The 23,641-nt window shown below is 60.6% G+C and carries 24 protein-coding genes; 19 read left to right on the plus strand and 5 right to left on the minus strand.

Annotation, left to right across the window (positions count from 1 at the left end; genetic code table 11):
* Positions 1 to 126 precede the first annotated feature (126 nt).
* From AC3WK5_RS20990 to AC3WK5_RS21005, 4 genes are all read left to right on the plus strand, one after another.
* Complete coding sequence (locus AC3WK5_RS20990) at positions 127 to 2,043, plus strand: sigma-54-dependent Fis family transcriptional regulator (protein ID WP_103317539.1); 1,917 nt, start codon at positions 127 to 129, stop codon at positions 2,041 to 2,043.
* A 258-nt stretch (positions 2,044 to 2,301) separates the two neighbouring features.
* Positions 2,302 to 3,651 (plus strand): UDP-N-acetylmuramate:L-alanyl-gamma-D-glutamyl-meso-diaminopimelate ligase, encoded by a 1,350-nt coding sequence (mpl, locus tag AC3WK5_RS20995; RefSeq protein WP_103317538.1) that lies wholly within the window; start codon positions 2,302 to 2,304, stop codon positions 3,649 to 3,651.
* Entirely contained in the window at positions 3,648 to 4,280 is a 633-nt protein-coding gene (gene ubiX, locus AC3WK5_RS21000; RefSeq protein WP_019693823.1) for a flavin prenyltransferase UbiX, read from the plus strand. Before mpl ends, ubiX begins: the two co-directional genes overlap by 4 nt.
* The gene (locus AC3WK5_RS21005) at positions 4,273 to 4,557 is read left to right on the plus strand and encodes a YceK/YidQ family lipoprotein (RefSeq protein WP_103317535.1); all 285 of its coding nucleotides are present in this window, start codon (positions 4,273 to 4,275) and stop codon (positions 4,555 to 4,557) included. The genes ubiX and AC3WK5_RS21005 overlap by 8 nt, the downstream gene beginning before the upstream one ends.
* Before the next feature lie 169 nt (positions 4,558 to 4,726).
* On the opposite strand, the gene AC3WK5_RS21010 is transcribed toward AC3WK5_RS21005, so the two are convergent.
* The 3 genes from AC3WK5_RS21010 to AC3WK5_RS21020 form a co-directional block, all read right to left on the minus strand.
* Positions 4,727 to 5,368, minus strand: a complete 642-nt coding sequence (locus AC3WK5_RS21010) for an oxidoreductase (protein WP_054594218.1) — start codon at positions 5,366 to 5,368, stop codon at positions 4,727 to 4,729.
* A gap of 28 nt (positions 5,369 to 5,396) precedes the next feature.
* Positions 5,397 to 7,115 (minus strand): C13 family peptidase, encoded by a 1,719-nt coding sequence (locus AC3WK5_RS21015; protein WP_054594217.1) that lies wholly within the window; start codon positions 7,113 to 7,115, stop codon positions 5,397 to 5,399.
* A 103-nt stretch (positions 7,116 to 7,218) separates the two neighbouring features.
* Complete coding sequence (locus AC3WK5_RS21020; RefSeq protein ID WP_019693819.1) at positions 7,219 to 7,674, minus strand: MaoC family dehydratase; 456 nt, start codon at positions 7,672 to 7,674, stop codon at positions 7,219 to 7,221.
* Between the two features lie 194 nt (positions 7,675 to 7,868).
* Here AC3WK5_RS21020 and AC3WK5_RS21025 point away from each other — a divergent pair, with 194 nt between their 5' ends.
* From AC3WK5_RS21025 to AC3WK5_RS21035, 3 genes are read left to right on the plus strand one after another with little or no spacing between them, the layout of a single operon-like run.
* Positions 7,869 to 8,231 carry a CidA/LrgA family protein gene (locus tag AC3WK5_RS21025; protein ID WP_103317533.1) on the plus strand — a complete coding sequence of 121 codons (363 nt, stop codon included), beginning with the start codon at positions 7,869 to 7,871 and terminating at the stop codon, positions 8,229 to 8,231.
* Positions 8,231 to 8,947: an LrgB family protein gene (locus AC3WK5_RS21030; protein ID WP_054594215.1), complete on the plus strand. Its 717-nt coding sequence runs from the start codon at positions 8,231 to 8,233 to the stop codon at positions 8,945 to 8,947. Before AC3WK5_RS21025 ends, AC3WK5_RS21030 begins: the two co-directional genes overlap by 1 nt.
* 10 nt (positions 8,948 to 8,957) lie before the next feature.
* Entirely contained in the window at positions 8,958 to 9,548 is a 591-nt protein-coding gene (locus AC3WK5_RS21035; protein WP_054594214.1) for an LON peptidase substrate-binding domain-containing protein, read from the plus strand.
* A gap of 215 nt (positions 9,549 to 9,763) precedes the next feature.
* Here the strand turns inward: AC3WK5_RS21035 and AC3WK5_RS21040 are convergent, their stop codons facing one another.
* Both AC3WK5_RS21040 and AC3WK5_RS21045 read right to left on the minus strand, forming a co-directional pair.
* Positions 9,764 to 11,080 carry a bifunctional DedA family/phosphatase PAP2 family protein gene (locus AC3WK5_RS21040; RefSeq protein ID WP_103317531.1) on the minus strand — a complete coding sequence of 439 codons (1,317 nt, stop codon included), beginning with the start codon at positions 11,078 to 11,080 and terminating at the stop codon, positions 9,764 to 9,766.
* A gap of 91 nt (positions 11,081 to 11,171) precedes the next feature.
* Entirely contained in the window at positions 11,172 to 11,858 is a 687-nt protein-coding gene (locus AC3WK5_RS21045) for a DNA-3-methyladenine glycosylase (RefSeq protein ID WP_103317565.1), read from the minus strand.
* Positions 11,859 to 12,020: 162 nt separating this feature from the next.
* Between AC3WK5_RS21045 and AC3WK5_RS21050 the strand changes: the two genes are divergently transcribed.
* The 12 genes from AC3WK5_RS21050 (at position 12,021) to lipA (ending at position 23,499) form a co-directional block, all read left to right on the plus strand.
* Entirely contained in the window at positions 12,021 to 13,292 is a 1,272-nt protein-coding gene (locus tag AC3WK5_RS21050) for a glutamate-5-semialdehyde dehydrogenase (protein ID WP_103317528.1), read from the plus strand.
* Entirely contained in the window at positions 13,261 to 13,983 is a 723-nt protein-coding gene (nadD, locus tag AC3WK5_RS21055) for a nicotinate-nucleotide adenylyltransferase (RefSeq protein WP_256585246.1), read from the plus strand. The genes AC3WK5_RS21050 and nadD overlap by 32 nt, the downstream gene beginning before the upstream one ends.
* Before the next feature lie 73 nt (positions 13,984 to 14,056).
* Positions 14,057 to 14,551: a ribosome silencing factor gene (rsfS, locus tag AC3WK5_RS21060; protein WP_054594210.1), complete on the plus strand. Its 495-nt coding sequence runs from the start codon at positions 14,057 to 14,059 to the stop codon at positions 14,549 to 14,551.
* 9 nt (positions 14,552 to 14,560) lie between these two features.
* Positions 14,561 to 15,028: a 23S rRNA (pseudouridine(1915)-N(3))-methyltransferase RlmH gene (gene rlmH / locus AC3WK5_RS21065; protein ID WP_003185785.1), complete on the plus strand. Its 468-nt coding sequence runs from the start codon at positions 14,561 to 14,563 to the stop codon at positions 15,026 to 15,028.
* A gap of 12 nt (positions 15,029 to 15,040) precedes the next feature.
* Complete coding sequence (gene mrdA / locus AC3WK5_RS21070) at positions 15,041 to 16,936, plus strand: penicillin-binding protein 2 (protein WP_054594209.1); 1,896 nt, start codon at positions 15,041 to 15,043, stop codon at positions 16,934 to 16,936.
* 31 nt (positions 16,937 to 16,967) lie between these two features.
* Entirely contained in the window at positions 16,968 to 18,071 is a 1,104-nt protein-coding gene (rodA, locus tag AC3WK5_RS21075) for a rod shape-determining protein RodA (RefSeq protein ID WP_054594208.1), read from the plus strand.
* A 17-nt stretch (positions 18,072 to 18,088) separates the two neighbouring features.
* Positions 18,089 to 19,099, plus strand: coding sequence for a lytic murein transglycosylase B (mltB, locus tag AC3WK5_RS21080; protein ID WP_054594207.1), 1,011 nt, complete (start codon positions 18,089 to 18,091; stop codon positions 19,097 to 19,099).
* Entirely contained in the window at positions 19,099 to 20,109 is a 1,011-nt protein-coding gene (locus tag AC3WK5_RS21085) for a septal ring lytic transglycosylase RlpA family protein (RefSeq protein ID WP_103317520.1), read from the plus strand. The genes mltB and AC3WK5_RS21085 overlap by 1 nt, the downstream gene beginning before the upstream one ends.
* A 196-nt stretch (positions 20,110 to 20,305) precedes the next feature.
* Positions 20,306 to 21,463, plus strand: coding sequence for a D-alanyl-D-alanine carboxypeptidase family protein (locus AC3WK5_RS21090; protein ID WP_054594205.1), 1,158 nt, complete (start codon positions 20,306 to 20,308; stop codon positions 21,461 to 21,463).
* Between the two features lie 83 nt (positions 21,464 to 21,546).
* Positions 21,547 to 21,822: a DUF493 domain-containing protein gene (locus AC3WK5_RS21095; protein WP_003215438.1), complete on the plus strand. Its 276-nt coding sequence runs from the start codon at positions 21,547 to 21,549 to the stop codon at positions 21,820 to 21,822.
* The gene (gene lipB / locus AC3WK5_RS21100; protein WP_054594204.1) at positions 21,822 to 22,469 is read left to right on the plus strand and encodes a lipoyl(octanoyl) transferase LipB; all 648 of its coding nucleotides are present in this window, start codon (positions 21,822 to 21,824) and stop codon (positions 22,467 to 22,469) included. The genes AC3WK5_RS21095 and lipB overlap by 1 nt, the downstream gene beginning before the upstream one ends.
* A gap of 31 nt (positions 22,470 to 22,500) precedes the next feature.
* Positions 22,501 to 23,499 (plus strand): lipoyl synthase, encoded by a 999-nt coding sequence (lipA, locus tag AC3WK5_RS21105; RefSeq protein WP_162491279.1) that lies wholly within the window; start codon positions 22,501 to 22,503, stop codon positions 23,497 to 23,499.
* Positions 23,500 to 23,641: the final 142 nt, after the last annotated feature.

Below are 23,641 nucleotides of genomic sequence, written 5' to 3' on the forward strand. Positions count from 1 at the left end.
CAAAATGTCTGCCGTTGATGATTTTTTGCGAGCGCTACGCACTCGAGCGGGAGCAAGCTCCCTCGCCACAAGGTGGTGACAGTCCTTCATTGGGCCCAGCACAGTGTTCGGAGAGAATAATAAAAAATGCACAGCAACCATTTGAGTCGCCATGCCCAGCAAGTCTTGACCGTGACCCAGGGCAAATCCCATTTGCACGGTCCCGGTAGCGATCCGTCCATCGCCCGTTCCTGGCTGCGTTGTCTTGAGGACTATCACCTCGACCCGGCCCTGACCATGGCGCCGACGGTGCTTGAACACGGTCGTGTGCTGGAGAGTCGCGAGCGCTTGCAGCAAGTGCTGCAGATTGCCGGTGGCGAAATGACCAGCCTGCATCAACAACTTTCCGGTGCCGGCCACGCCGTGCTGTTGACCGACGCCCGCGGGGTGATCCTCAACTGTGTCACCGCGCCTGCCGAACGGAAGATTTTCGAGCGTGCCGGCCTGTGGCTTGGTGCCGACTGGAGTGAAGCCTGCGAAGGCACCAATGGTATCGGCACCTGCCTGGTGGAGCGGCAGTCGCTGACCATTCACCAGGATGAGCATTTTCGGGGACGTCATACAGGGCTGACCTGTTCGGCGAGCCCGGTGTTCGACCCGCATGGCGAACTGCTGGCGGTGCTCGACGTTTCGTCGGCGCGCCACGATGTCTCGCGTCAGAGCCAGTTTCACACCATGGCGCTGGTCAATCTCTCGGCGAAGATGATCGAGAGCTGCTACTTCCTGCGTTACTTCGACAATCAATGGCTGTTGCGCTTTCACTTGCAGGCCGAGTCGGTCGGGCTGTTCAGCGAAGGGCTGCTGGCGTTCGACGGAGAAGGGCGGATCAGTGCGGTCAATCAGAGCGCGTTGAACCTGCTGGGACATATTCGTGGCGGGTTGCTGGGTCAACCGGTCGAGGCGTTTTTCGATTGCTCGCTGGACGAACTGCTGGGGCGTGCGAGCGTTAACGCCGCAGCCAGTTGGCCACTGCGCACTCGCGATGGGCGGGTGTTGTTTGCGCTATTGCGCGGCCAGCCGCGTAGCGTACCGACCCCGGTGCTGCAACCGCCGGTCATTGCCGAACGCCCGGTTCTTACGGGTATTTGTCTGGGGGATGAAGGGCTGCAGGCGGATTTTCGCAAAGCCTTGCGGGTCTTCGAGCGTGATGTGCCGCTGTTGATCAACGGTGAAACCGGCTCAGGTAAAGAAGCCTTCGCCAAGGCCGTGCACCAGGCCAGTCAGCGCGCCGACAACGCCTTCGTTGCGCTGAACTGTGCAGCGATCCCGGAAAGCCTGATCGAGAGCGAACTGTTCGGCTATCGCGGCGGCAGTTTCACTGGCGCACGCAAAGAAGGCATGCGCGGCAAGTTGCAGCAGGCCGATGGCGGCACGCTGTTCCTCGACGAAATCGGCGACATGCCGCTGGCGTTGCAAACCCGACTATTAAGGGTGCTGGAAGATCGGCAGGTGGTGCCGATCGGTGGCGAGCCGCTGCCGGTCAACGTGCGGATCATCAGTGCCACTCACCGGAATTTGCTCGAACGGGTGCAGGACGGCAGTTTCCGTGAAGATTTGTATTACCGCCTCAATGGTCTGGAAATCGCTTTGCCGGCGTTGCGCGAACGCAGCGACAAGTCGCAGTTGCTGGACTTTTTGCTGGCTGAAGAGTCGGGCGGGGAGGCGGTGCTGATTGACGCGGCGGCGCGACAGGCGCTGCTCGACTACGCCTGGCCGGGTAACGTGCGGCAATTGCGTAACGTGCTGCGGACCCTGGCGGCATTGTGTGATGACGGACGGATCGGGGTTGAGGATTTGCCGGCGATTATTCGCCAGGTCCGACCGGCTCCAGTGTTGGCGCAGGTGGAAGAGGTGTCCGAATATCCGCTGGACGATGCCGAACGCCTGGCGTTGCTCAATGCCCTGGAGCAGCAGCGTTGGCACATGACCCATACCGCTGAACAACTGGGAGTCAGCCGCAACACCCTCTATAGAAAACTGCGCAAGCACGGAATAGCCCGTTAAACAGCATGGGGCACACTTTTGTGGCGAGGGGGGCAAGCCCTAATGCCAGTCAGTTAAGGATGGACGTTTCCCTGTGGCGAGGGAGCTTGTCGGAACGCCGCACCGTCCCGCTGGGGCGCGAAGCGGCCCTAAAAATGGGACTGCTACGCAGCCCAGCGGGAGCAAGCTCCCTCGCCACAGTGGTCGTGGTCATCTCACTAAAGAGTGCGATTTTCCCCTCCCTACGCTAACCTGCCTCGATGTTTTACGAGGTTGACTATGCACATTCATATTCTGGGTATTTGCGGCACTTTCATGGGTTCGATGGCGGTCCTGGCCAAAGAGCTGGGCCATCATGTGACGGGCTCCGATGCCAACGTCTACCCGCCGATGAGCACTCAGTTGCAGGCGCAGGGCATCGAGCTGACGCAAGGCTATGATCCAGCCCAACTCGATCCGGCCCCGGATCTGGTGGTGATCGGCAATGCGATGTCGCGCGGCAACCCGGCGGTCGAATACGTACTGAACAAAGGCCTGCCATACGTCTCCGGTCCGCAATGGCTGGCCGACCACGTGCTGCAAGGCCGCTGGGTGCTGGCGGTTGCCGGCACCCACGGTAAAACCACCACCAGCAGCATGCTCGCCTGGGTGCTGGAGCACGCCGGCATGAGCCCGGGCTTTTTGATCGGCGGCGTGCCGCAGAACTTCTCGGTATCGGCACGTCTGGGGGACACGCCGTTCTTCGTGATCGAAGCCGATGAATACGACAGCGCCTTCTTCGACAAGCGTTCGAAATTCGTTCACTACCGTCCGCGTACCGCGATCCTCAATAACCTTGAGTTCGATCACGCCGACATCTTCCCCGATCTGCCGGCCATCGAGCGACAGTTCCACCACTTGGTGCGGACCATCCCGAGTGAAGGCCTGGTGATCCACCCGACCACCGAACCCGCATTGCAGCGCGTAATCGAAATGGGTTGCTGGACCCCGGTGCAAACCACCGGCGCGGGCGGGCAGTGGCAGGTCAAGTTGCTCAGCGAAGACGGCTCGAAGTTTGAAGTGATGTTCGAAGGCGTCGCCCAAGGCGTGGTCGAGTGGGACATGACCGGCCAGCACAACGTTGCCAATGCCTTGGCCACTCTGGCAGCCGCGCGGCATGTGGGCGTGGTTCCGAGTATGGGCATCGCCGCGTTGAGCGCGTTCAAGAGCGTCAAGCGGCGCATGGAAAAAGTCGCTGAAGTTCATGGCGTCACCATCTACGACGACTTCGCTCACCACCCGACCGCCATCGCAACCACCCTCGACGGTCTGCGCAAACGCATCGGCGACGCACCGCTGATCGCGATCATCGAACCGCGTTCCAACTCGATGAAGCTTGGCGCGCACCGTGACGGTTTGCCGGAAAGCGTGGTCGATGCCGATCAGGTGATCTGGTACGCACCGGCCAACCTCGGCTGGGACTTGCCCGCCGTTGCTGCGCTGTGCACCGTGCCGTCGATGGTCTGCGACTCGCTGGATGGCATTATCGAGCAGGTGAAGAGCCAGGCTAAACCCGGCACCCACGTGGTGATCATGAGCAACGGCGGCTTCGGCGGCCTGCATGGCAAATTGGCCGAGGCGCTTAAATGAGTAACGGTCCGGATCGCATCACGCTGGCCATGACCGGCGCTTCCGGCGCCCAATACGGTTTGCGCCTGCTCGATTGCCTGGTGCGCGAAGACCGCGAGGTGCACTTCCTGATCTCCAAGGCGGCGCAACTGGTGATGGCCACCGAGACCGACGTCACGCTGCCGCCGAAACCGCAGATGATGCAGGCCTTTCTCACTGAATACACTGGCGCGGCTGCCGGGCAGATTCGGGTGTATGGCAAGGAAGACTGGATGTCGCCCGTGGCCTCGGGCTCCGGCTCGCCGGCCGCGATGGTGGTGGTGCCGTGCTCGACCGGGACCTTGTCGGCGATTGCCACAGGTGCCTGCAACAACCTGATCGAGCGCGCCGCCGACGTGACCTTGAAAGAGCGTCGGCAGTTGATTCTGGTGCCACGCGAGGCGCCGTATTCCAGTATTCACCTGGAAAACATGCTCAAGCTGTCGAACATGGGCGTGACCATTCTGCCGGCCTCGCCGGGTTTCTATCACCAGCCGCAGACCATCGATGATCTGGTGGACTTTGTCGTGGCGCGGATTCTCAATCTGTTGAACATCCCGCAAGACATGCTGCCGCGTTGGGGTGAACACCATTTGAGCAGTGATGAATAAGCTATTGAGTCTTCTGCTCGCCCTGCAATTGGGCGGTTGTGCCACCGCACGCACATTGGACGCGGCCAAGCCTGGCGCGCCAGTGGTGTACTCGGGGATGCGCCTTGACCTGTACGCGCTGGACGGCGGTTGCTGCGCCAAGGATCATTTTGGCGCCGAAGCACCGAGCTACCCCGGCCTTGACCTGCCGGCCAGCGCGCTGCTCGACACGCTGCTGTTGCCGCTGTCGGTGTTGACGGTGTTAGGGGTTGGGTTTCAGGCAACAGGCGGGTTGTAAGGGGGCGCGCGATCCCTGTGGTGAGGGGGCTTGCCCCCGTTGGGTCGCGAAGCGGCCCCAATACTTGCCACGCGATTCTTCAGATAAATCAAATTGACCGGATTGCGGCGGCTTCGCCACCGAACGGGGGCAAGCCCCCTCGCCACAGGTTCGGTGTTGACCTGAGAAACTATTTGCCGAGTTTGCGCAACTCATCCGACTCGACAATCCGCAAGCCATCCTGTTCTTCCAGCGCCAGGCGCCACATGGCGCGGGCCAGTTGGCAGGCTTCGATGCCGTGGTATTTGCCGGGAATCAGTTTGGACAGCGGGCCTGCCAGTTGTTCGGCGAGTCGCGGTTCAAGCCGATCGCCCAGTAGCAGGGAAGGTCGGCAGATAGTCAGTTGCGGCCAGTTCTGTGCGCGCAATGCGTATTCCATCTCGCCCTTGACCCGGTTGTAGAAAACCGAGGATCTGCGGTCAGCCCCCAGGGCGCTGATCACGATCAAGTGCCGTGCGCCCATTTCCCGTGCACGTTTGGCGAACGCCACCACCAGGTCCAGATCGACTGCGCGAAAGGCTTGTTCGGAGCCGGCCTGTTTGATCGTCGTGCCCAGGCAGCAGTAGGCAATGTCGACGCGGCCACTGAGTTGGGGGAGAAGCACCGCCGGATCGCCAACCGGGTTTTCCAGATGAGGATGTTCCGCCAGTGGTCGGCGTGACGGTGCCAGTACGCGGCTGATGGTCGGTTCGTTGAGCAGCCGATCAAGTAAGTGTTCACCGACCAGGCCGGTGGCTCCAGCGAGCAATACATGCTGAGGCGTCAAGTACATAATGTTTCCCCCTTGATACTGTTTCAGCTTAGTTGCTCTTTGCTTCCTTGCTGGTTAATGCAGCACTTTGCAGTGCCTTGCGTGCTTGTTGCTTGCGCAGTAATTGCCAATGCGCCAACACCCCTTTTGGCGCCCAGATCTGTGGTTCCGATGCCTCGAAGCTGTCTGCCAGTTCACGCTCGGCGACCGTGGCCTTGGCCAGTTTGAATGCCTGCTCCAGATCGTCGGTCTGGTTCAGTGCCTGAACGAACAACGCGTCGCCGAAGTACGTGAAGTCAGCTTCCTCCGAGCAGCCGAACGACACTCGATCGGCGCGCGAGGCGGTCATGATCAGTGTGCGTTCGTCTTTGAGTGCCGGGATGAAACCGCCGGAGTAGCAGGCCGAAATCACGATGATCTTGTCGCGGTTTTTCAGCGGTGCGAGGACGGCGGCCAATTCGTCAGCCGGCAAATCGGCCAGTTCCATGCGCGGTTGGTCGAGCACCAGTTCATGTTCGTGGGTGCCGTGGCTGGTCAGGTAGATGAATATCAGGTCTTCCGGCCCGCTGCGTTCGGCCAGGGTCAGGGCGGCGCGGCGCAGGTTCTCGCGCGTGGCCATCGGCCGGTCGCCGAGGTGGTCGCGATGGTTGACCAGGCGGATCTGGCCGTAGGCGCCGAAGCGGCTGGCGAGCATGTTGCTGACGTAATCGGACTCGCGCAGAAAAACGCTCTGCTTGCCGTCGCCGCCCACGGTCAGGGTGTACAACTCGATCGCCGGGGTCGAGGCCGGCACATTGGCCAGCGCGTCTTCGAGCAGGCGCCCTTGCGCCAGTAACCCCAACTCGAGGGTGTCCGGCAGCAACTTGCCATTGGCATCGCGTACACGCTGGCCATTGATCCAGTCGCCGCTTTGCACGGTGCCATCCGTCAGCACCAGCGTGCCGTGCCCTTGATAGCTGTCGTTATCGAACTCGCCGATGTAGAAGCTGCCGTCCGCCAGGTTCAAACGGCCTTGGCCGGTGAAACGCCAATCACTGAATTGGCCGATGTAGTGGCTGTTGTCGGCGCCGATCAATTCGCCTTTGCCGTTCAGCGCGCCTTCCTTGAACTGGCCGACCCACACGTCGCCATCGGCGTTCTCGTAGCGACCTTTGCCGTTCAGCTGATTCTGTTTGAAACCACCGACGTAGCTATCGCCCTCGGCACTGCTGAAGGTGCCGTTGCCTTCCAGCTGGCCGTCGACAAAAGTACCGGTGAACTGGTTGCCGCTGGCATCGCCACGCTGGCCCTCACCGTTGGGTTTGCCGTTGGCGAACTGGCCCTGATACTGGCTGCCGTCTTCAAGTTCGAGACGACCGAGGCCGGAATACTGATCGGCCTTGAACTCGCCACGGTAAGTCATGCCATCTTCTTTGAGGGTGCCTTCACCGTCGCGCCGCCCGAGTTTGAAGCCGCCGGTGTAGCTGCTGCCGTTGGTGGTCAGCGTGCCTTGACCATGGAACAGCCCCTGCTGGAACTCCCCGCGATAAACCTCGCCGTTGCTGCCGTGCCATTCGCCCTGACCGTGCCACTGACCCTTGTCGAACTGGCCGGCGTACCAGCTGCCGTTCGGGTAGTCGATCCGGCCCTGGCCTTGCAGCAACCCATTGACCAGATCACCCCGATAGCGACCGCCATCGGGCAGGCGTGCGTCGGGCGGCAACAGCGATTCGCCGTCACCACACGCGGTGAGCAACAGGGTCAGGGCAAGAGGTGCAAGTGAGCGCATAGCGGGATCCGGGCAATTAGGCGAGGGAGTATGCCGCAGCTATGTGTCTGATATATAGAGACGCGGTGCGAAACAGCAGGAACTGCTTCGCATCCGGCAGGGGTTACACGAACGCCAGCGACAACGGTTCAGCGATGTATGCCGGTTTTTCCTGGCCTTCGATTTCCAGCGTGGCGGTGGCCTTGAGCAGCCATTGGCCGGGTTTCTTTTCGGTGACGTCGCTCAGTTCAACCTTGAGCCGGACTCTGGAGTCGACCTTCACCGGTTGAATGAAACGCACGCTGTCCAGGCCGTAATTGACGACCATCTTCAAGCCTTGCGGGAGGACCAGGATGTCTTCCATCAGCTTCGGGATCAGCGACAGTGACAGGAAACCGTGGGCGATCGTGCTGCCAAACGGGGTTTGTGCGGCTTTTACCGGGTCAACGTGGATGAACTGATAATCGCCTGTAGCTTCAGCGAACAGGTTGATGCGGTCCTGATCGATCGTGAGCCATTCGGAACGTCCGAGTTCCTTGCCGACATAATCTTTGAGCTCTGCAACGGGAACATAGGGCATTGAGACTCTCCTTGGGTTCATCGGTTTTATAGTTTTTTCAGGTGGGGGGTTGGCCCCGGAACAACCACTTTAGATCATCATGGCGATTAGGTCCGGTCAAGCTTCCATACCTTTGGCGAATACCCATGCATAGCGAGTGCCATGCTTATAATGTCCGGCCCGCTTGTGGGGACGAGTTTTGCTGGAGATGACGGATGTTGCTACGCGGCCTGACCTGGCTGGTGCTGTTTCAATTGCTCGGCACGGCCCTCAACCATTTGTTATTGCCGGTGCTGCCTGGGCCGATTATCGGCCTGTTGCTGCTGCTGGGGTTCCTGGTCATTCGTGGCGAAGTGGCTGAACCCCTGAGCCTGGCGGCTGGTAGCCTGCTGCGTTATTTGCCCTTGCTGCTGGTGCCGCCAGCGGTGGGCGTGATGGTATACGCCGCCGATATCGCGGCGGATTTCTGGGCCATCGTCGGCGCACTGGTGTTGTCGCTGCTGCTGTCCATGGCGTTCGCCGGAGTCTTGATGCAACGGCTGATCAAGCGCCACGCCGTGCGCTCGGAGGAGTCGTGATGATATTCGACTGGCAGGGTGCGCTGGCGGCAGTGATTCATCACCCGTTGTTCGGTATTGGCGTTACGTTGGGCGCCTATCAACTGGTGTTGGCAGCGTTCGAGAAAACCCGCTGGATCTTCCTGCAGCCCGTGCTGGTATCGATGCTGCTGGTGATCGGCGTGTTGCTCGCGTGCGGGCTGACGTATGCCGAATACCGCAAAAGTACCGAGATCCTCAGCATTCTACTGGGGCCGGCGACCGTTGCACTGGCGGTGCCGCTCTACCTGAACCTGCGGCGGATTCGGCAGCTGTTCTGGCCGATATTTACTACGCTGGTGATAGGTGGTGTGGTTGCCACCGGCATGGGCGTGCTGCTGGGTTGGTGGTTTGGCGCCGAGCACATGATCCTGATGACCATGGCGCCTAAATCGGTTACCTCGCCGATTGCCATGCTGGTGGCTGAGCAGATTGGCGGAGTGGCGGCGCTGGCGGCGGTGTTCGTGTTGATCACCGGGGTGATTGGCGCCATTTTCGGTCCGAGCCTGTTGAATCGGCTTGGTGTGCACAGCCCGGAAGCCCGCGGTATGGCGCTGGGTATGACCGCACACGCCGTCGGGACTGCGGTGGCGATGCAGGAAAGTGAAGAGTGCGGCGCCTTCGCGGCGCTGGCGATGAGTCTGATGGGCGTGGCCACGGCGGTGTTCCTGCCGTTGGCGGTGTCGATGGTGGTGTAAGGAAATGTCTATGAGCTTGCCGCTTTTTCCACTGAATACGGTGCTGTTTCCTGGCTGCATCCTCGACTTGCAGATTTTTGAGGCGCGCTACCTGGACATGATCAGCCGCTGCATGAAGCAGGGGACCGGCTTCGGCGTGGTGTGCATTCTCGACGGCGAAGAAGTCGGCATTGCCCCGCAAGGCTATGCGCTGGTGGGATGCGAAGCGCTGATTACCGATTTCAAGCAGCAGGATAATGGTCTGCTGGGTATTCGGGTGCAGGGCGGGCGGCGCTTCCATGTACTGCGTACCGAGACTCAGCGCGATCAGTTGACCGTCGCCGAGGTCGAGTGGCTGGAGGACGAACCGGAGCAACCGCTACAGGACGAAGACGCCGACCTGGTCGCACTGCTCAAGGCCTTGGCCGAACACCCGATGGTCGAAGCGTTGAACATGGGCACCGACGCGGCCGGGCAACAGTCACTGGCCAATCAATTGGCGTACCTGCTGCCATTTTCTGAAGTGGACAAGATCGAACTGCTGCAACTCGACAACCCGCAGCAGCGCCTGGATGCGATTCAGGCGTTGCTGGACGAGTTGCAGGGGGAATTGTTTGCCTAACGCTTGTCAGTCTCTGTACGAAAACTACCTGCGCGTCGACCAGACTGCGTTAAAACAGGCTCGGACGAACGGAGTGAGAACGTCCGAAGGGCGGCCCGAAGGGGCCGCGCAGCGGATAATGCTCATTTAGGGGCCTAAAGTCGCGTGCGACCGCAGCCGTTCCTCGCCTGTTTTTGCCTTGCCTGATCGCCGCTCGGCGAGTTTTCGTACAGATCCTAGTAGGCATACCGCTGCAATGTATGAGGCAAGTGCCACAGCGCGAAGAACCCGAACAATGCCAGCATTACCGGCAACACCGACCACCAGACCTTGGCCGGCATAGGGCTCAAGGGTGTCTGGCGCTGGGTCACGGCCAGGCTGGCAGCACACACGCACGCCGCCAGCATCGCGCCGGCGGTTATATCGGTTGGCCAATGTGCGCCGAGATAAACCCGCGACAGGGCGATGGCGGCTGGCGGCAGGCAACCGAGCAGCAACCAGGTCAGGCGCATGCGCTGCGGTTGTCCTCGGCCGGCCAGCACCGCGAGGGTCAGGAACAACGCAAACGAACCTGACGCATGACCACTGGGCATGCTGTAGCTGGTCAGTGGGTCGGTCAGTACTTCCGGGCGCATCCGGGCGAACAGGTTCTTGGTTCCGGTGTTCAGCAGCGCGGTGATCAGCAGCGTACAGCCCGCGAAGATCATGTGCCGCCATTGGCGTGTGATCAGTAGCAGGATCGTCAGCGCCGCGCTGATCACAAACATGTTTTTGAAATCGCCGACCTGGGTGAGCATTACCGCGATTTCATCCAGCGCCGGGCTGCGGTGTTCTTGAACCAGCGTCATCAAGCCTTGATCGAAGGCGCTCAGGTGCGGATAGCCTATGAACAGCCCGCCGAGTATCAGCAGGCTGAGGCCGGCAATCAGCGCGGTGGCCTGGCGATGACCGCGCAAGCTGCTGTTGATGCTCAGGCCCACCAATACCGCGATACTGCCGACGACCACTCCGGCTTGAGGCCAGAAACCTTCCGGCAGCGGCAGGCGAATCGCCGCGCCCGTGGCCCAGCCCGGCAGTAAATAGGCCACCGACCAGCCGGCGCCCGCCAGCAAGCTGACCGCAAAGAAGCGCGGGAAGGGCATGTCGAACATTCCGGCAACCATTGGCAGCATCGGGCGCAAAGGGCCGATAAAGCGCCCGACCAATAAGCTCGCGATGCCATAGCGCTGGAAATAGTTTTCAGCGCCGCTGATCCATTCCGGATGGTGGCGCAGCCCTGGCAAGCGCCGAATGTTCTGGTGGAAGTGCCTGCCCAGGAAGTACGACAGCAGATCGCCGAACAGGCCGCCAAGGAAGCCCAGCAGCAGTGTTTCGCCCAGCGACAACGCGCCGCTGCCGGCCAGTACCGTGATGGCAAACAGCAACACGATGCCGGGCACGATCAGCCCGACAATTGCCAGGCACTCAACGCAGGCCACTATGAATACCGCCACCGCCAGCCATTGCGGATTGACCGTCAACCAGACAGTCAGGCTATCGAGCCATGGGCCCATACGTACAACTCCATCAAATCATCAAATGAACTGAGGGAGCGAGCAAGCTCGCTCCCTCAGTGGGTGTTTTTGCTGCAGGCCGCAGCACCATTCAGGGAAGCAGGAAATAGTCGCGGTTTTCGACCTGGCCGCGTCGCAGGGGGTTCCGGGTGCAGTAGGGTGCGTAAGCGCCGTCGACGAAGCGGTACATCAGGTGTTCGTCGCGGCCATGAGGAATCCCCAGGCGTGTGGTCTGGATGACATGCGGAGGAGGTGCACCGACGTCTTCGACAAACAGTATTTCATGATCGAAGCGCTTGGCATCCCAGGTCGGTACTTTCAGGCCCAGCGCCTTGCACAGCAAGGTCTGGCCGGCGCAGAGCTTTTGCGAGGGGCGCGGTCGGCCCTTGGCGTCGGGATTGTTGAGCAGCATCTGCGCAAGGCTCGCCGGGCCGGAGATTTCATCGACCCACGGGTAAGCCGATTTGATCAGCACCGCATTGCCCGGTCCGTGGGCGCTGAAGTTCAGTGAATCGCCGCCACGGGCGTAGTACATATAGATGTGGCCGCCATCCAGAAACAAAGCCTTACGCTTTTCTGTGTAGCCAAGCGAGGCGTGGCTGCCCTTTTCTTCGCAGTAATAGGCTTCGGTCTCGATAATTCGCGCCGAAAGCCAAAGGTCACCGACCCGGTGACGGATCACTTTACCCAGCAGTTCACAGGCAAGCAGCTGAGCATCACGGTTGAAAAAGCTATCGGGCAGGGCTTTTGGCAATTTCGCTGTGGTCAAAATAAGCATGGCGGCCGAAGTGATCAGGTAAATATGACGGAATGATAACAACTGCGGACTTAATCGAGGCTGAACACTGCCCATTTCGACCATCCGCCCGTCACTGCTGTTAGTAGGAGCGCGCGACAGCTATAATCTGCCGCTTTCCTCTTTGCCAAGACCACAGAGACCATGACTGAGTCCGTTCTTGACTACATGACCCGTTTGGGTCGCGCTGCCCGCGACGCTTCCCGCGTGATCGGCCGTGCCAGTACCGCGCAGAAAAACCGCGCCCTGCTGGCTGCCGCCGACGCTTTGGATAACGCTCGCGCCGAGTTGACCGCCGCCAATGAGCTGGATCTGGCCGCAGGCCGGGCCAATGGGCTTGAGCCGGCCATGCTCGAACGTCTGGCCCTGACCCCCGCACGCATCGACGGCATGATCGTCGGTTTGCGTCAGGTGGCGGCGCTGCCCGATCCGGTTGGCGCGATCCGCGACATGAGTTACCGGCCGTCGGGTATTCAGGTCGGCAAGATGCGCGTACCCCTGGGCGTGGTCGGGATCATCTATGAGTCGCGGCCAAACGTGACCATCGATGCCGCGAGCCTGTGCTTGAAGTCGGGTAACGCAACCATCCTGCGCGGTGGTTCCGAGGCCATTCATTCCAATCGTGCGATTGCTGCCTGCATTCAGCGCGGTCTGGCTGAAGCCGGTTTGCCGGCGGCCGTGGTGCAAGTGGTCGAAACCACCGACCGCGCTGCCGTTGGTGCGTTGATCACCATGCCCGAGTACGTCGACGTGATCGTACCGCGTGGCGGCAAGGGCCTGATCGAACGGGTCAGCCGCGACGCTCGCGTGCCGGTGATCAAGCACCTGGACGGCATCTGCCACGTGTATGTCAGTGCCCACGCCGACTTGCCGAAAGCCCAGCGCATTGCGTTCAACGCCAAGACCTACCGTTACGGTATCTGCGGCGCGATGGAAACCCTGTTGGTCGATCAAGCGGTCGCCGAGGAGTTCCTGCCGGCGATGGCTGAACAGTTCCGCGAAAAAGGCGTCGAACTGCGCGGTTGCGAACGCACCCGGGCGATCATCGACGTCGTGGCCGCGACCGAAGAAGACTGGAGCACCGAATACCTGGCGCCGATTCTGTCGATCCTGGTGGTCGACGGCCTGGACCAGGCGATTGAGCACATCAACCGTTACGGCTCGCACCACACCGACTCGATCGTCAGCGAACACCAGGGCGAAGCCCGGCGTTTCGTGGCTGAAGTCGATTCGGCCTCGGTGATGATCAACACCCCGACGTGCTTTGCCGATGGCTTTGAATACGGATTGGGTGCCGAGATTGGCATTTCTACTGATAAGCTGCACGCCCGCGGCCCGGTGGGCCTCGAAGGTCTGACCTGCGAGAAGTACATCGTGGTCGGTGATGGCCAGTTGCGCGGCCAGGAGCCGGTCTGACTTGGGCGATCTCGGCCAGAGCGCCGCAGTGACCGCCAGTGAAACCGGCCCCCGGCGCATTGGCGTCCTGGGCGGGACCTTCGATCCGGTGCACATCGGCCATTTGCGCAGTGCACTGGAAGTGGCTGAATCACTGGCTCTCGATGAGTTGCGCCTGACGCCCAGCGCCAGGCCGCCGCATCGGGATACGCCGCAGGTTTCGGCGCAGGACCGTCTGGCGATGGTCGAGCGCGCGGTGGCCGGTATAGCACCGTTGCTAGTGGATGACCGCGAACTCAAACGCGACAAGCCGTCCTACACTATCGACACCCTGGAACTGATGCGTGCGGAACTCGCCGCTGATGACCAGTTGTTTCTACTTTTGGGCTGGGACGCATTTTGCGGCCTGCCCACTTGGCACCGCTGGGAAGAGTTGCTCCAGCATTGCCACATCCTGGTGCTGCAACGCCCGGATGCCGACAGCGAACCGCCGGATGCCTTGCGCAACCTGCTGGCAGCGCGCTCGGTGAGCGACCCGCTGGCCCTCAAAGGGTCGAGCGGACAGATTGCATTCGTCTGGCAGACGCCGCTCGCGGTATCCGCCACCCAGATCCGTCAACTGCTGGCCAGCGGTAAGTCGGTACGTTTCCTGGTGCCCGACGCGGTCCTGGCCTATATCGATGCGCACGGACTTTACCGTGCGTCGAACTGAATAGGAGTGCTTTGAGGCACGTGGCAACAACGTGTATTGAAGCGCCCGAACATACGAGCAAAACGAGTTTTATATGACTGACAAAGACGTAACTAAAGTAAAGCGCAAAGGTTCGTTCAAGAGCGCCCCGCTGCCAGTAGCGGCTGAAACCGGCCCGGCACTCGTCGGCGAAGAGCTGGTCAAGGTCGCCGTAGCGGCTCTGGAAGACGTCAAGGCCCAGGACATTCTGGTGATCGACGTTCGTGAAAAGCAGAGCATCACTGACTTCATGATCATCGCTACAGGTACTTCCAACCGTCAGATCGGCGCGATGCTGGATAAGGTCCGCGAGGCGGTCAAGGCCCAAGGCGTCAAGCCGCTGGGTGAAGAAGGCAAGGGCGACAGTGACTGGGTACTGCTGGATATGGACGATGTCATCGTACACATGATGACCGCCTCGGCCCGCCAGTTCTACGACCTGGAGCGTCTGTGGGAAGGTGCCGAGCTGAGCCGTGCCACCGATGGCAAGCACCACAGCCCTGAAGTCGGTCACGAGCATTTCACCAAGCTCAACAAAGACCAGCAATAAGGGTTCGCTGTGCGACTGCGTCTGATCGCCGTCGGTTCACGCATGCCCAAGTGGGTGGAAGAAGGCTGGCATGAATATGCCAAGCGTCTTCCTTCCGAGCTGGCGCTGGAACTGGTGGAAATACCGCTCAACACCCGTGGCAAGAACGCTGACGTGGCGCGCTTCATTCGCCAGGAAGGCGAAGCCATGCTGGCCAAGGTCGGCCCGAATGAGCGCATCGTCACCCTCGAGGTTCACGGCAAGCCCTGGAGCACCGAGCAACTGGCGGTCGAGCTGGATCGCTGGCGGCTGGACTCGCGGACGGTGAACTTCATGGTCGGCGGCCCCGAAGGGCTGGCGCCGGAAGTCTGCGCGCGGGCTGACCAGCGCTGGTCGTTGTCGCCCCTGACTCTGCCGCACCCACTGGTGCGGATCCTGATCGGTGAACAGTTGTATCGCGCCTGGACCGTGCTGTCCGGGCACCCTTACCACAAGTAGTTCAGCGCCCCCATGTCTCAGCCGATCCGCATCAAGGACCACGAGAAAGACGCCCGTCTGGTGCGCGGCCGGGTCGTGTTCGGGGCAATTGCGGTGGTCACGCTGATCGGCGTGCTGATCGCGCGGCTGTATTTCCTGCAAGTGATTCAGTACGAGTACCACTCGACGCTGTCGGAAAACAACCGTGTCCACGTTCAGCCGATTCCGCCGACTCGCGGGCTGATCTATGACCGTAATGGCGTGGTGGTGGCCGATAACCGGCCCAGCTTCAGTCTGAGCATGACCCGCGAACGTTCGGGTGACTGGAAGCAAGTGCTCGATGTCATCGTTGAGGTGCTGCAACTGACGCCTGAAGATCGGGCGGTCTTCGAAAAGCGCATGAAGCAGGGGCGCCGACCGTTCGAGCCGGTGCCGATCCTGTTCGAGCTGACAGAAGAGCAGATCGCCCGGATCGCGGTGAATCAGTTCCGCCTGCCAGGCGTCGAAGTGGTTGCGCAGTTGGTACGTCACTATCCGCAGGGTCCGCATTTTGCGCACTCGGTCGGGTATATGGGGCGGATCAACGAGAAAGAACTGAAGACTCTGGATCCGGTGGCTTACAGCGGCACCCATCAAATTGGCAAAACCGGTATTGAGCGCTTCTACGAGCCGGAATTGCACGGTCAGGTCGGTTACGAAGAAGTCGAGACCAACGCCCGTGGCCGCGTATTGCGGGTGCTCAAGCGTACCGATCCGATCCCCGGCAAGGACATCGTCCTGAGCCTGGACATCAAGCTGCAGGAAGCCGCCGAAGCCGCATTGGGTGGGCGCCGTGGTGCCGTGGTAGCGCTGGACCCGAACACCGGCGAAGTGCTGGCAATGGTCAGCCAGCCGAGTTTTGACCCGAACCTGTTCGTGACCGGCATCAGCTTCAAGGCCTACGCCGAGTTGCGTGACTCGATCGACCGGCCACTGTTCAACCGCGTGCTGCGCGGTCTGTACCCGCCGGGTTCGACCATCAAGCCGGCCGTGGCAATTGCCGGGCTGGACTCTGGCGTCGTGACGGCCTCGACCCGGGTTTTCGACCCGGGTTACTACATGCTGCCCAACTACGATCATAAATACCGTAACTGGAACCGCACTGGCGACGGCTATGTGGATCTGGACACGGCGATCATGCGTTCCAACGACACCTACTTCTACGACCTGGCGCACAAACTGGGGATCGATCGGTTGGCGGCGTATATGGGCAAGTTCGGTATCGGCCAGAAGGTCTCGCTGGACATGTTCGAAGAGTCGCCGGGGCTGATGCCGTCCCGCGAATGGAAACGCGCGACCCGACGTCAGGCGTGGTTCCCGGGTGAAACGCTGATTCTGGGGATCGGTCAGGGCTACATGCAGTCCACCCCGTTGCAGTTGGCCCAGGCCACGGCGCTGGTCGCCAACAAGGGCAAGTGGAACCGTCCGCACCTGGCGAAAACCATCGAAGGCCAAAAGCCGCAGGACCCGAACCCGATGCCGGACATCGTTCTGCGTGATGCGTCGGACTGGACCAAGGTCAACCACGGCATGCAGCAAGTGATGCACGGTGCCCGCGGCACCGCGCGTAAAGCGGCAATCGGCTCGCAATACCGGATTGCCGGCAAGTCGGGTACCGCCCAGGTGGTCGCGATCAAACAGGGCGAGAAGTACGACCGCTCCAAGGTTCAGGAACGCCACCGCGACCACGCCTTGTTCGTCGGCTTTGCGCCGGCCGACAACCCGAAAATCACCGTGGCGGTGATGGTCGAGAACGGTGAGTCCGGCTCCGGTGTCGCGGCGCCAGTGGTGCGGCAAGTCATGGATGCCTGGCTCCTGGGCCAGGACGGCCGACTCAAACCCGAGTACGACAGCCCTATCAGCGCGGAGGCTACGGCCCGTGAAGAGTAATTTTGATCGCATCCTCTCCAGTGAGGATGTGATGCGTCGCCGCGCGACGCTGTTGCAACGCCTGCACATCGATGGCCCGTTGCTGATCCTGCTGCTGATCCTCGCGGCCGGCAGCCTGTTCGTGCTGTATTCGGCCAGTGGCAAGAGCTGGGACTTGCTGGCCAAACAAGCGACGTCGTTCGGGATCGGCCTGGTGTCGATGATCGTCATCGCCCAGTTCGAACCGCGTTTCATGGCGCGTTGGGTGCCGCTGGGCTATGTGCTCGGGGTGATCTTGCTGGTGGTGGTGGACGTGATGGGCCACAACGCCATGGGCGCGACGCGCTGGATCAACATTCCCGGGGTGATTCGCTTCCAGCCCTCGGAATTCATGAAAATCCTGATGCCGGCGACGATTGCCTGGTACCTGTCCAAGCGCACGTTGCCACCGCAACTCAAGCATGTCGGGGTCAGTCTGTTCCTGATCGGGTTGCCGTTCATACTGATCGTGCGTCAGCCAGACCTCGGCACGTCGCTGCTGATCCTTGCGGGCGGTGCTTTCGTGCTGTTCATGGGTGGCCTGCGCTGGCGCTGGATCCTCAGCGTGGTCGCGGCAGCCGTGCCGGTGGCGGTCGCGATGTGGTTCTTCATCATGCATGACTACCAGAAGCAGCGGATCCTGACCTTCCTCGACCCGGAGAGCGATCCGCTCGGCACCGGCTGGAACATCATTCAGTCCAAGGCCGCCATCGGTTCCGGCGGCGTGTTCGGTAAAGGCTGGCTGCTGGGCACCCAGTCGCACCTGGACTTTCTGCCGGAAAGCCACACTGACTTCATCATTGCGGTGATGGGCGAAGAGTTCGGTCTGGTGGGCATTTGCGCCTTGCTGCTGATTTACCTGCTGTTGATTGGCCGTGGGCTGGTGATTACCGCCCAGGCGCAGACTTTGTTCGGCAAATTGCTCGCTGGCAGCCTGACCATGACGTTTTTTGTTTATGTTTTCGTCAACATCGGTATGGTCAGTGGCCTGTTGCCGGTGGTGGGGGTGCCGTTGCCGTTCATTAGCTACGGCGGAACTTCGCTGGTGACGCTGCTGTCAGCGTTTGGGGTTTTGATGTCGATCCATACCCATCGTAAGTGGATCGCACAGGTTTGAATAAGGTGAAGATTTCAATGCAAGTAATGCGTGGCTGGGCGACTCGATACGCTCCGTGGGTCGGCCTGGTAAGCATCCTTGGTGCAGCGCAGGAAGCGCTGGCCGGCGATTATGAAGGCTCGCCCCAAGTGGCCGAATTCGTCGGTGAAATGACCCGCGACTATGGTTTTGCCGGTGAACAGCTGATGGGCGTGTTCCGCGAGGCCGAGCGCAAGCAATCGATTCTCGACGCGATCTCCCGACCGGCCGAGCGGGTCAAGCAATGGAAGGAATATCGCCCGATGTTTCTGACCGACGCGCGGATCGCCCGGGGCGTGGATTTCTGGCGCCAGCACGAAGCGGCGCTGGCTCGCGCCGAGCGGGAATACGGCGTTCCAGCACAGGTGATCGTCTCGATCATCGGCGTTGAAACCTTTTTCGGCCGAAATACCGGTAATTATCGGGTGATCGACGCGTTGTCGACCCTCAGTTTCGACTACCCTCCACGTGCAGAATTCTTCCGCAAGGAATTGCGTGAGTTTCTGCTGCTGGCGCGTGAAGAGCAGGTCGATCCGCTGACGCTCAAAGGCTCGTACGCCGGCGCCATGGGCTTGCCGCAGTTCATGCCGAGCAGCTTTCGCGCCTACGCGGTGGATTTCGACGGTGATGGCCACATTAATATCTGGACCAATCCGGACGATGCCATCGGCAGCGTTGCCAGCTATTTCAAGCGTCACGGCTGGGAGGCAGGCGAACCGGTGGTCAGCCGGGCCGATGTGCGCGGCGATCAGGTCGACGACGGCTTGACCACCGGCATCGAGCCGACGAAAACCGTCGGGGAGTTGCGGGCGTTGGGCTGGTCGAGTCATGATGCGCTGCGCGATGATATGCCGGTCACGGCTTTCAGGCTTGAAGGTGACAATGGCCCTGAATACTGGATGGGCCTGAAGAATTTTTACGCGATTACGCGTTATAACCGCAGCGTGATGTACGCCATGGCTGTACATCAGTTGTCTGAAATGCTGGTCCAAGCACGGGGCGTCAAGTAATGCTGGCATCGCCAATCCGCAAACCCCTGAAGCTGGTGGCTTTCGCCGCGTTGTCGTTGCTCGTGGTCAGCTGTTCGACCAGTCGTGCACCGCAACAGAAATACACGACCGCGGTACGCGCGACACCAGGCCTGGATATCAACCGTGCCCACAAAGACGGTGCGCCGTGGTGGGATGTGGATATTTCACGGATCCCCGACGCTACGCCGACCCTGCACACCGGCCCGTACAAGGCCAACCCGTATACCGTGCTGGGCAAGACCTACTTTCCGCTGGCCGAATCCAAGCGTTATGTCGCCTCGGGTACGGCGTCCTGGTACGGCACCAAGTTTCACGGGCAGAACACCGCCAACGGCGAAGTGTATGACCTGTACGGCATGAGTGCCGCACACAAGACCCTGCCATTGCCCAGCTATGTTCGGGTCACCAACCTGGACAACAACAAGAGCGTGATCCTGCGGGTCAACGACCGTGGGCCGTTCTATTCGGATCGCATCATCGACTTGTCCTACGCCGCGGCCAAGAAGCTCGGGTATGCCGAGATTGGCACTGCGCGGGTCAAGGTTGAAGGCATCGACCCGCAAGAGTGGTGGGCGGCAAAAGGCCGACCTGCGCCGTTGATGCTCAATGAGCCGCAAGTCGCGCAAAATAGCGCACCGGTGATTACCGCGTCGGCCGGCACCGTCGAGCAATGGACGCCACCGCCGCAGCAACATGCCGCGGCCGTTGTGCCGGTGCAGCTCGATGCAAAAAAAAACGCTTCTGTACCAGCCTCTGGCCAGTATCTGCAGGTGGGCGCGTTCGCCAACCCGGACGCTGCAGAACTCCTGAGATCGAAGTTGAGCGGGATGGTGAGCGCTCCGGTGTTCATCAGCTCGATCGTGCGCAACCAACAGACACTGCATCGGGTTCGTCTGGGGCCAATCGGCTCGCAGGGTGAAATCACGCAAGTGCAAAACAGCGTGCGCCTGGCCAATCTCGGTTCGCCGAGCCTGGTGACGGCCGAATAAGCAATTCCTGATTCAAGGTTCACTTGCGGTTTGGGGGGTGAACCTGAGTTGTTGGCTCGTTGAACAATAAAAGCCCGGCAAGGGTTAGAGAGTGAACAACTGAACACGCGACAATTGCCGCGTTCCGATACGGAACCTGGGTTGTCTGATTAGTTTTGCCCATAGGGCAGTTTCCATTAGCGATTTCGAGAGACGGATGAACATCACCACCTTTGCCAAACGCCTGTGCCTGCTAGTCCCGCTGCTCCTCTCACCCGCCGCTTTTGCGGTCGAGATGATGCCGTCGCCACCACAACTGGCGGCTAAATCCTATGTGCTCATGGACGCCAGCAGCGGCAACGTGCTGGTCGAGAACAACGGTGACCAGCGTCTGCCGCCAGCCAGCCTGACCAAGCTGATGACAGCGTACATTGCGACCCTGGAAATCCGTCGCGGCCAGATCGGTGAAAACGATCCGGTGACCGTCAGTGAGAACGCCTGGCGCACCGGCGGTTCGCGGATGTTCATCAAGGTCGGCTCGCAGGTCACGGTCAGCGACCTGCTGCACGGCATCATCATCCAGTCGGGCAACGACGCCAGCGTCGCGCTCTCCGAGCACATCGCCGGCAGCGAAGACGCGTTCGCCGACCTCATGAACAAAACTGTTGCCGACCTGGGCATGAACAACAGTCACTTCATGAACCCGACCGGTCTGCCAAACCCTGAGCACTATTCCACGGCTCACGACATGGCCATTCTGGCGCGTGCGATCATCCACGAAGACCCGGCTCACTATGCGATCTACTCGCAGAAAGAGTTCTTCTGGAACGGCATCAAGCAACCCAACCGCAACCTGCTGCTGTGGCGTGACAAGACCGTTGACGGTCTGAAAACCGGTCACACCGAAGAAGCCGGCTATTGCATGGTGTCCTCGGCGGTACGTGATGGCATGCGCCTGATCGCCGTGGTATTCGGCACCAACAGCGAAAGCGCTCGCGCTGCTGAAACCCAGAAGCTGCTGACCTATGGTTTCCGCTTCTTCGAAACCCAGACCTTCTATCAGAAAGGCGCCGAGCTGGCTCAGGCTCCAGTCTGGAAGGGCACCACCAACCAGGTCAAAGCCGGCCTGGCTGAAGACCTGACCATGACCTTGCCAAAAGGCCAGCTGAAAAAGCTCGCTGCCAGCATGACCATGAACCCGCAACTGGTCGCGCCGATCGCCAAGGGCGACGTGATTGGTAAAGTCGAAGTGAAACTGGACGACAAGGTCGTGCACAGCGCTGATCTGATCGCGCTGGACGCGGTCGACCAAGGTGGTATCTTCCGCCGCATGTGGGATAGCATCCGTCTATTCTTCTACGGCTTGTTCAACTGATAGTGTGCACCTGCATGGCCACGCGCTGATCCGGCGCGGGGCCATGCCGTCGCCACGGCTTACGCTTACGAGGCCGTTACGCCATGACCGATACCGAAGTAAAGGCACCCAAGATCGAATTCCCCAACGTTGACTACCCGGTTAAGGTGATCAGCGATACCGGTGTGGGCAACAAAGACAAGATCATCGAAATCGTCAAGAAGCACGCGACGATCAATCATGACCGTGTGGACGAACGCCAAAGCACCAATGGCAAGTACACGACGATTCAGTTACACATCGTCGCGACCGACCAGGACCAGCTGTACAACATCAACAGTGAACTGCGGGCCACCGGCTTCGTGCACATGGTGCTGTGATGTCCGAACCGCTGGGCTTTCGCGAGCTCGGCCAGCTGGCTTACGAGCCGGTCTGGCATGCCATGCAACGGTTTACCAACGAGCGCGGCAGCGACCGCGCCGACGAGATCTGGCTGGTCGAGCACCCACCGGTTTTTACCCAGGGGCAGGCCGGCAAGGCTGAGCATCTGCTGCTTCCCGGCGATATTCCGGTGGTGCAGGTCGACCGTGGTGGTCAAGTGACTTACCACGGCCCGGGTCAGTTGGTGGCGTATCTGCTGCTGGATGTGCGCAAGCTGGGTTTCGGCGTGCGCGACCTGGTCAGCCGGATGGAACAGTGCCTGATCGAGCTGCTGGCCAGCTACGGCGTCACCGCCGTGGCCAAGGCCGATGCACCGGGCGTCTACGTCAACGGTGCAAAAATTGCTTCTCTGGGTCTGCGGATCCGCCACGGTTGCTCCTTTCATGGCCTGGCCTTGAACGTGGATATGGACCTGGAGCCGTTTCGCCGGATTAACCCCTGTGGATACGCCGGGCTGGCCATGACCCAGCTGCGCGATCACACCGGGCCGATTGAATTTGCCGAGGTAAGTGCCCGGCTGCGTGCGCAGCTCGTCAAACACCTCGACTATGCTGAGCAGACGACCCTAACGGGCGGAATCGACTGATATGACTACTGCGCAAGACGCTGTGCAAACCATGATCCCGACGCTGGATGTTACCGAGCGCCCGGCCCCGCGAGCCAAAGTGGAAGCTGGCGTAAAGCTGCGCGGCGCCGAAAAGGTTGCGCGTATTCCGGTGAAGATCATTCCAACCACCGAATTGCCGAAAAAGCCTGACTGGATTCGCGTGCGCATCCCGGTTTCCCCGGAAGTCGACCGTATCAAGGCCCTGCTGCGCAAACACAAGTTGCACAGCGTCTGCGAAGAAGCTTCCTGCCCGAACCTCGGCGAATGCTTCTCCGGTGGCACCGCAACCTTCATGATCATGGGCGACATCTGCACCCGTCGCTGCCCGTTCTGCGACGTTGGCCACGGTCGTCCGAAGCCACTGGACGTCAACGAACCGGAAAGCCTGGCCATCGCCATCGCCGACCTGAAACTGAAGTACGTGGTGATCACCTCGGTAGACCGTGATGACCTGCGTGACGGCGGTGCCCAGCACTTCGCCGACTGCATCCGCGAAATCCGCAAGCTGTCGCCGAATGTGCAGCTCGAGACCCTCGTTCCGGACTACCGTGGCCGGATGGACGTGGCGCTGGCAATTACCGCCGCCGAGCCGCCTGATGTGTTTAACCACAATCTGGAAACCGTACCGCGCCTGTACAAGGCTGCACGTCCGGGTTCGGACTATCAGTGGTCGCTGACCCTGCTGCAGAAGTTCAAGCAGATGATGCCGCACATTCCGACCAAATCCGGCCTGATGCTGGGTTTGGGCGAGACCGATGAGGAAGTCATCGAAGTCATGAAGCGCATGCGCGAACACGATATCGACATGCTGACTCTGGGCCAGTACCTGCAACCGTCCCGTAGCCACTTGCCGGTGCAGCGTTTCGTGCACCCGGACACCTTCGCCTGGTTCGCCGAGGAAGGTTACAAGATGGGCTTCAAGAACGTCGCCTCCGGCCCGCTGGTACGTTCCTCGTATCACGCCGACGAGCAGGCGAAACTGGTCAAGGCCGAGTTGATGTCGTCCTGATCTGAAATGCCCGCAAGGTTCACGTCTTGCGGGCATTTTTTTAAAAGCTACTCGGTACCGCGTCACACCCGGTTTTTTCCTGCGCCCTGCGGGACAGCTGAACCTCTTCTGTTTATCCCCGTTCCTGACTACTGTGTGCTGA

It is taken from the genome of Pseudomonas sp. FW306-02-D09B, assembly GCF_058782685.1.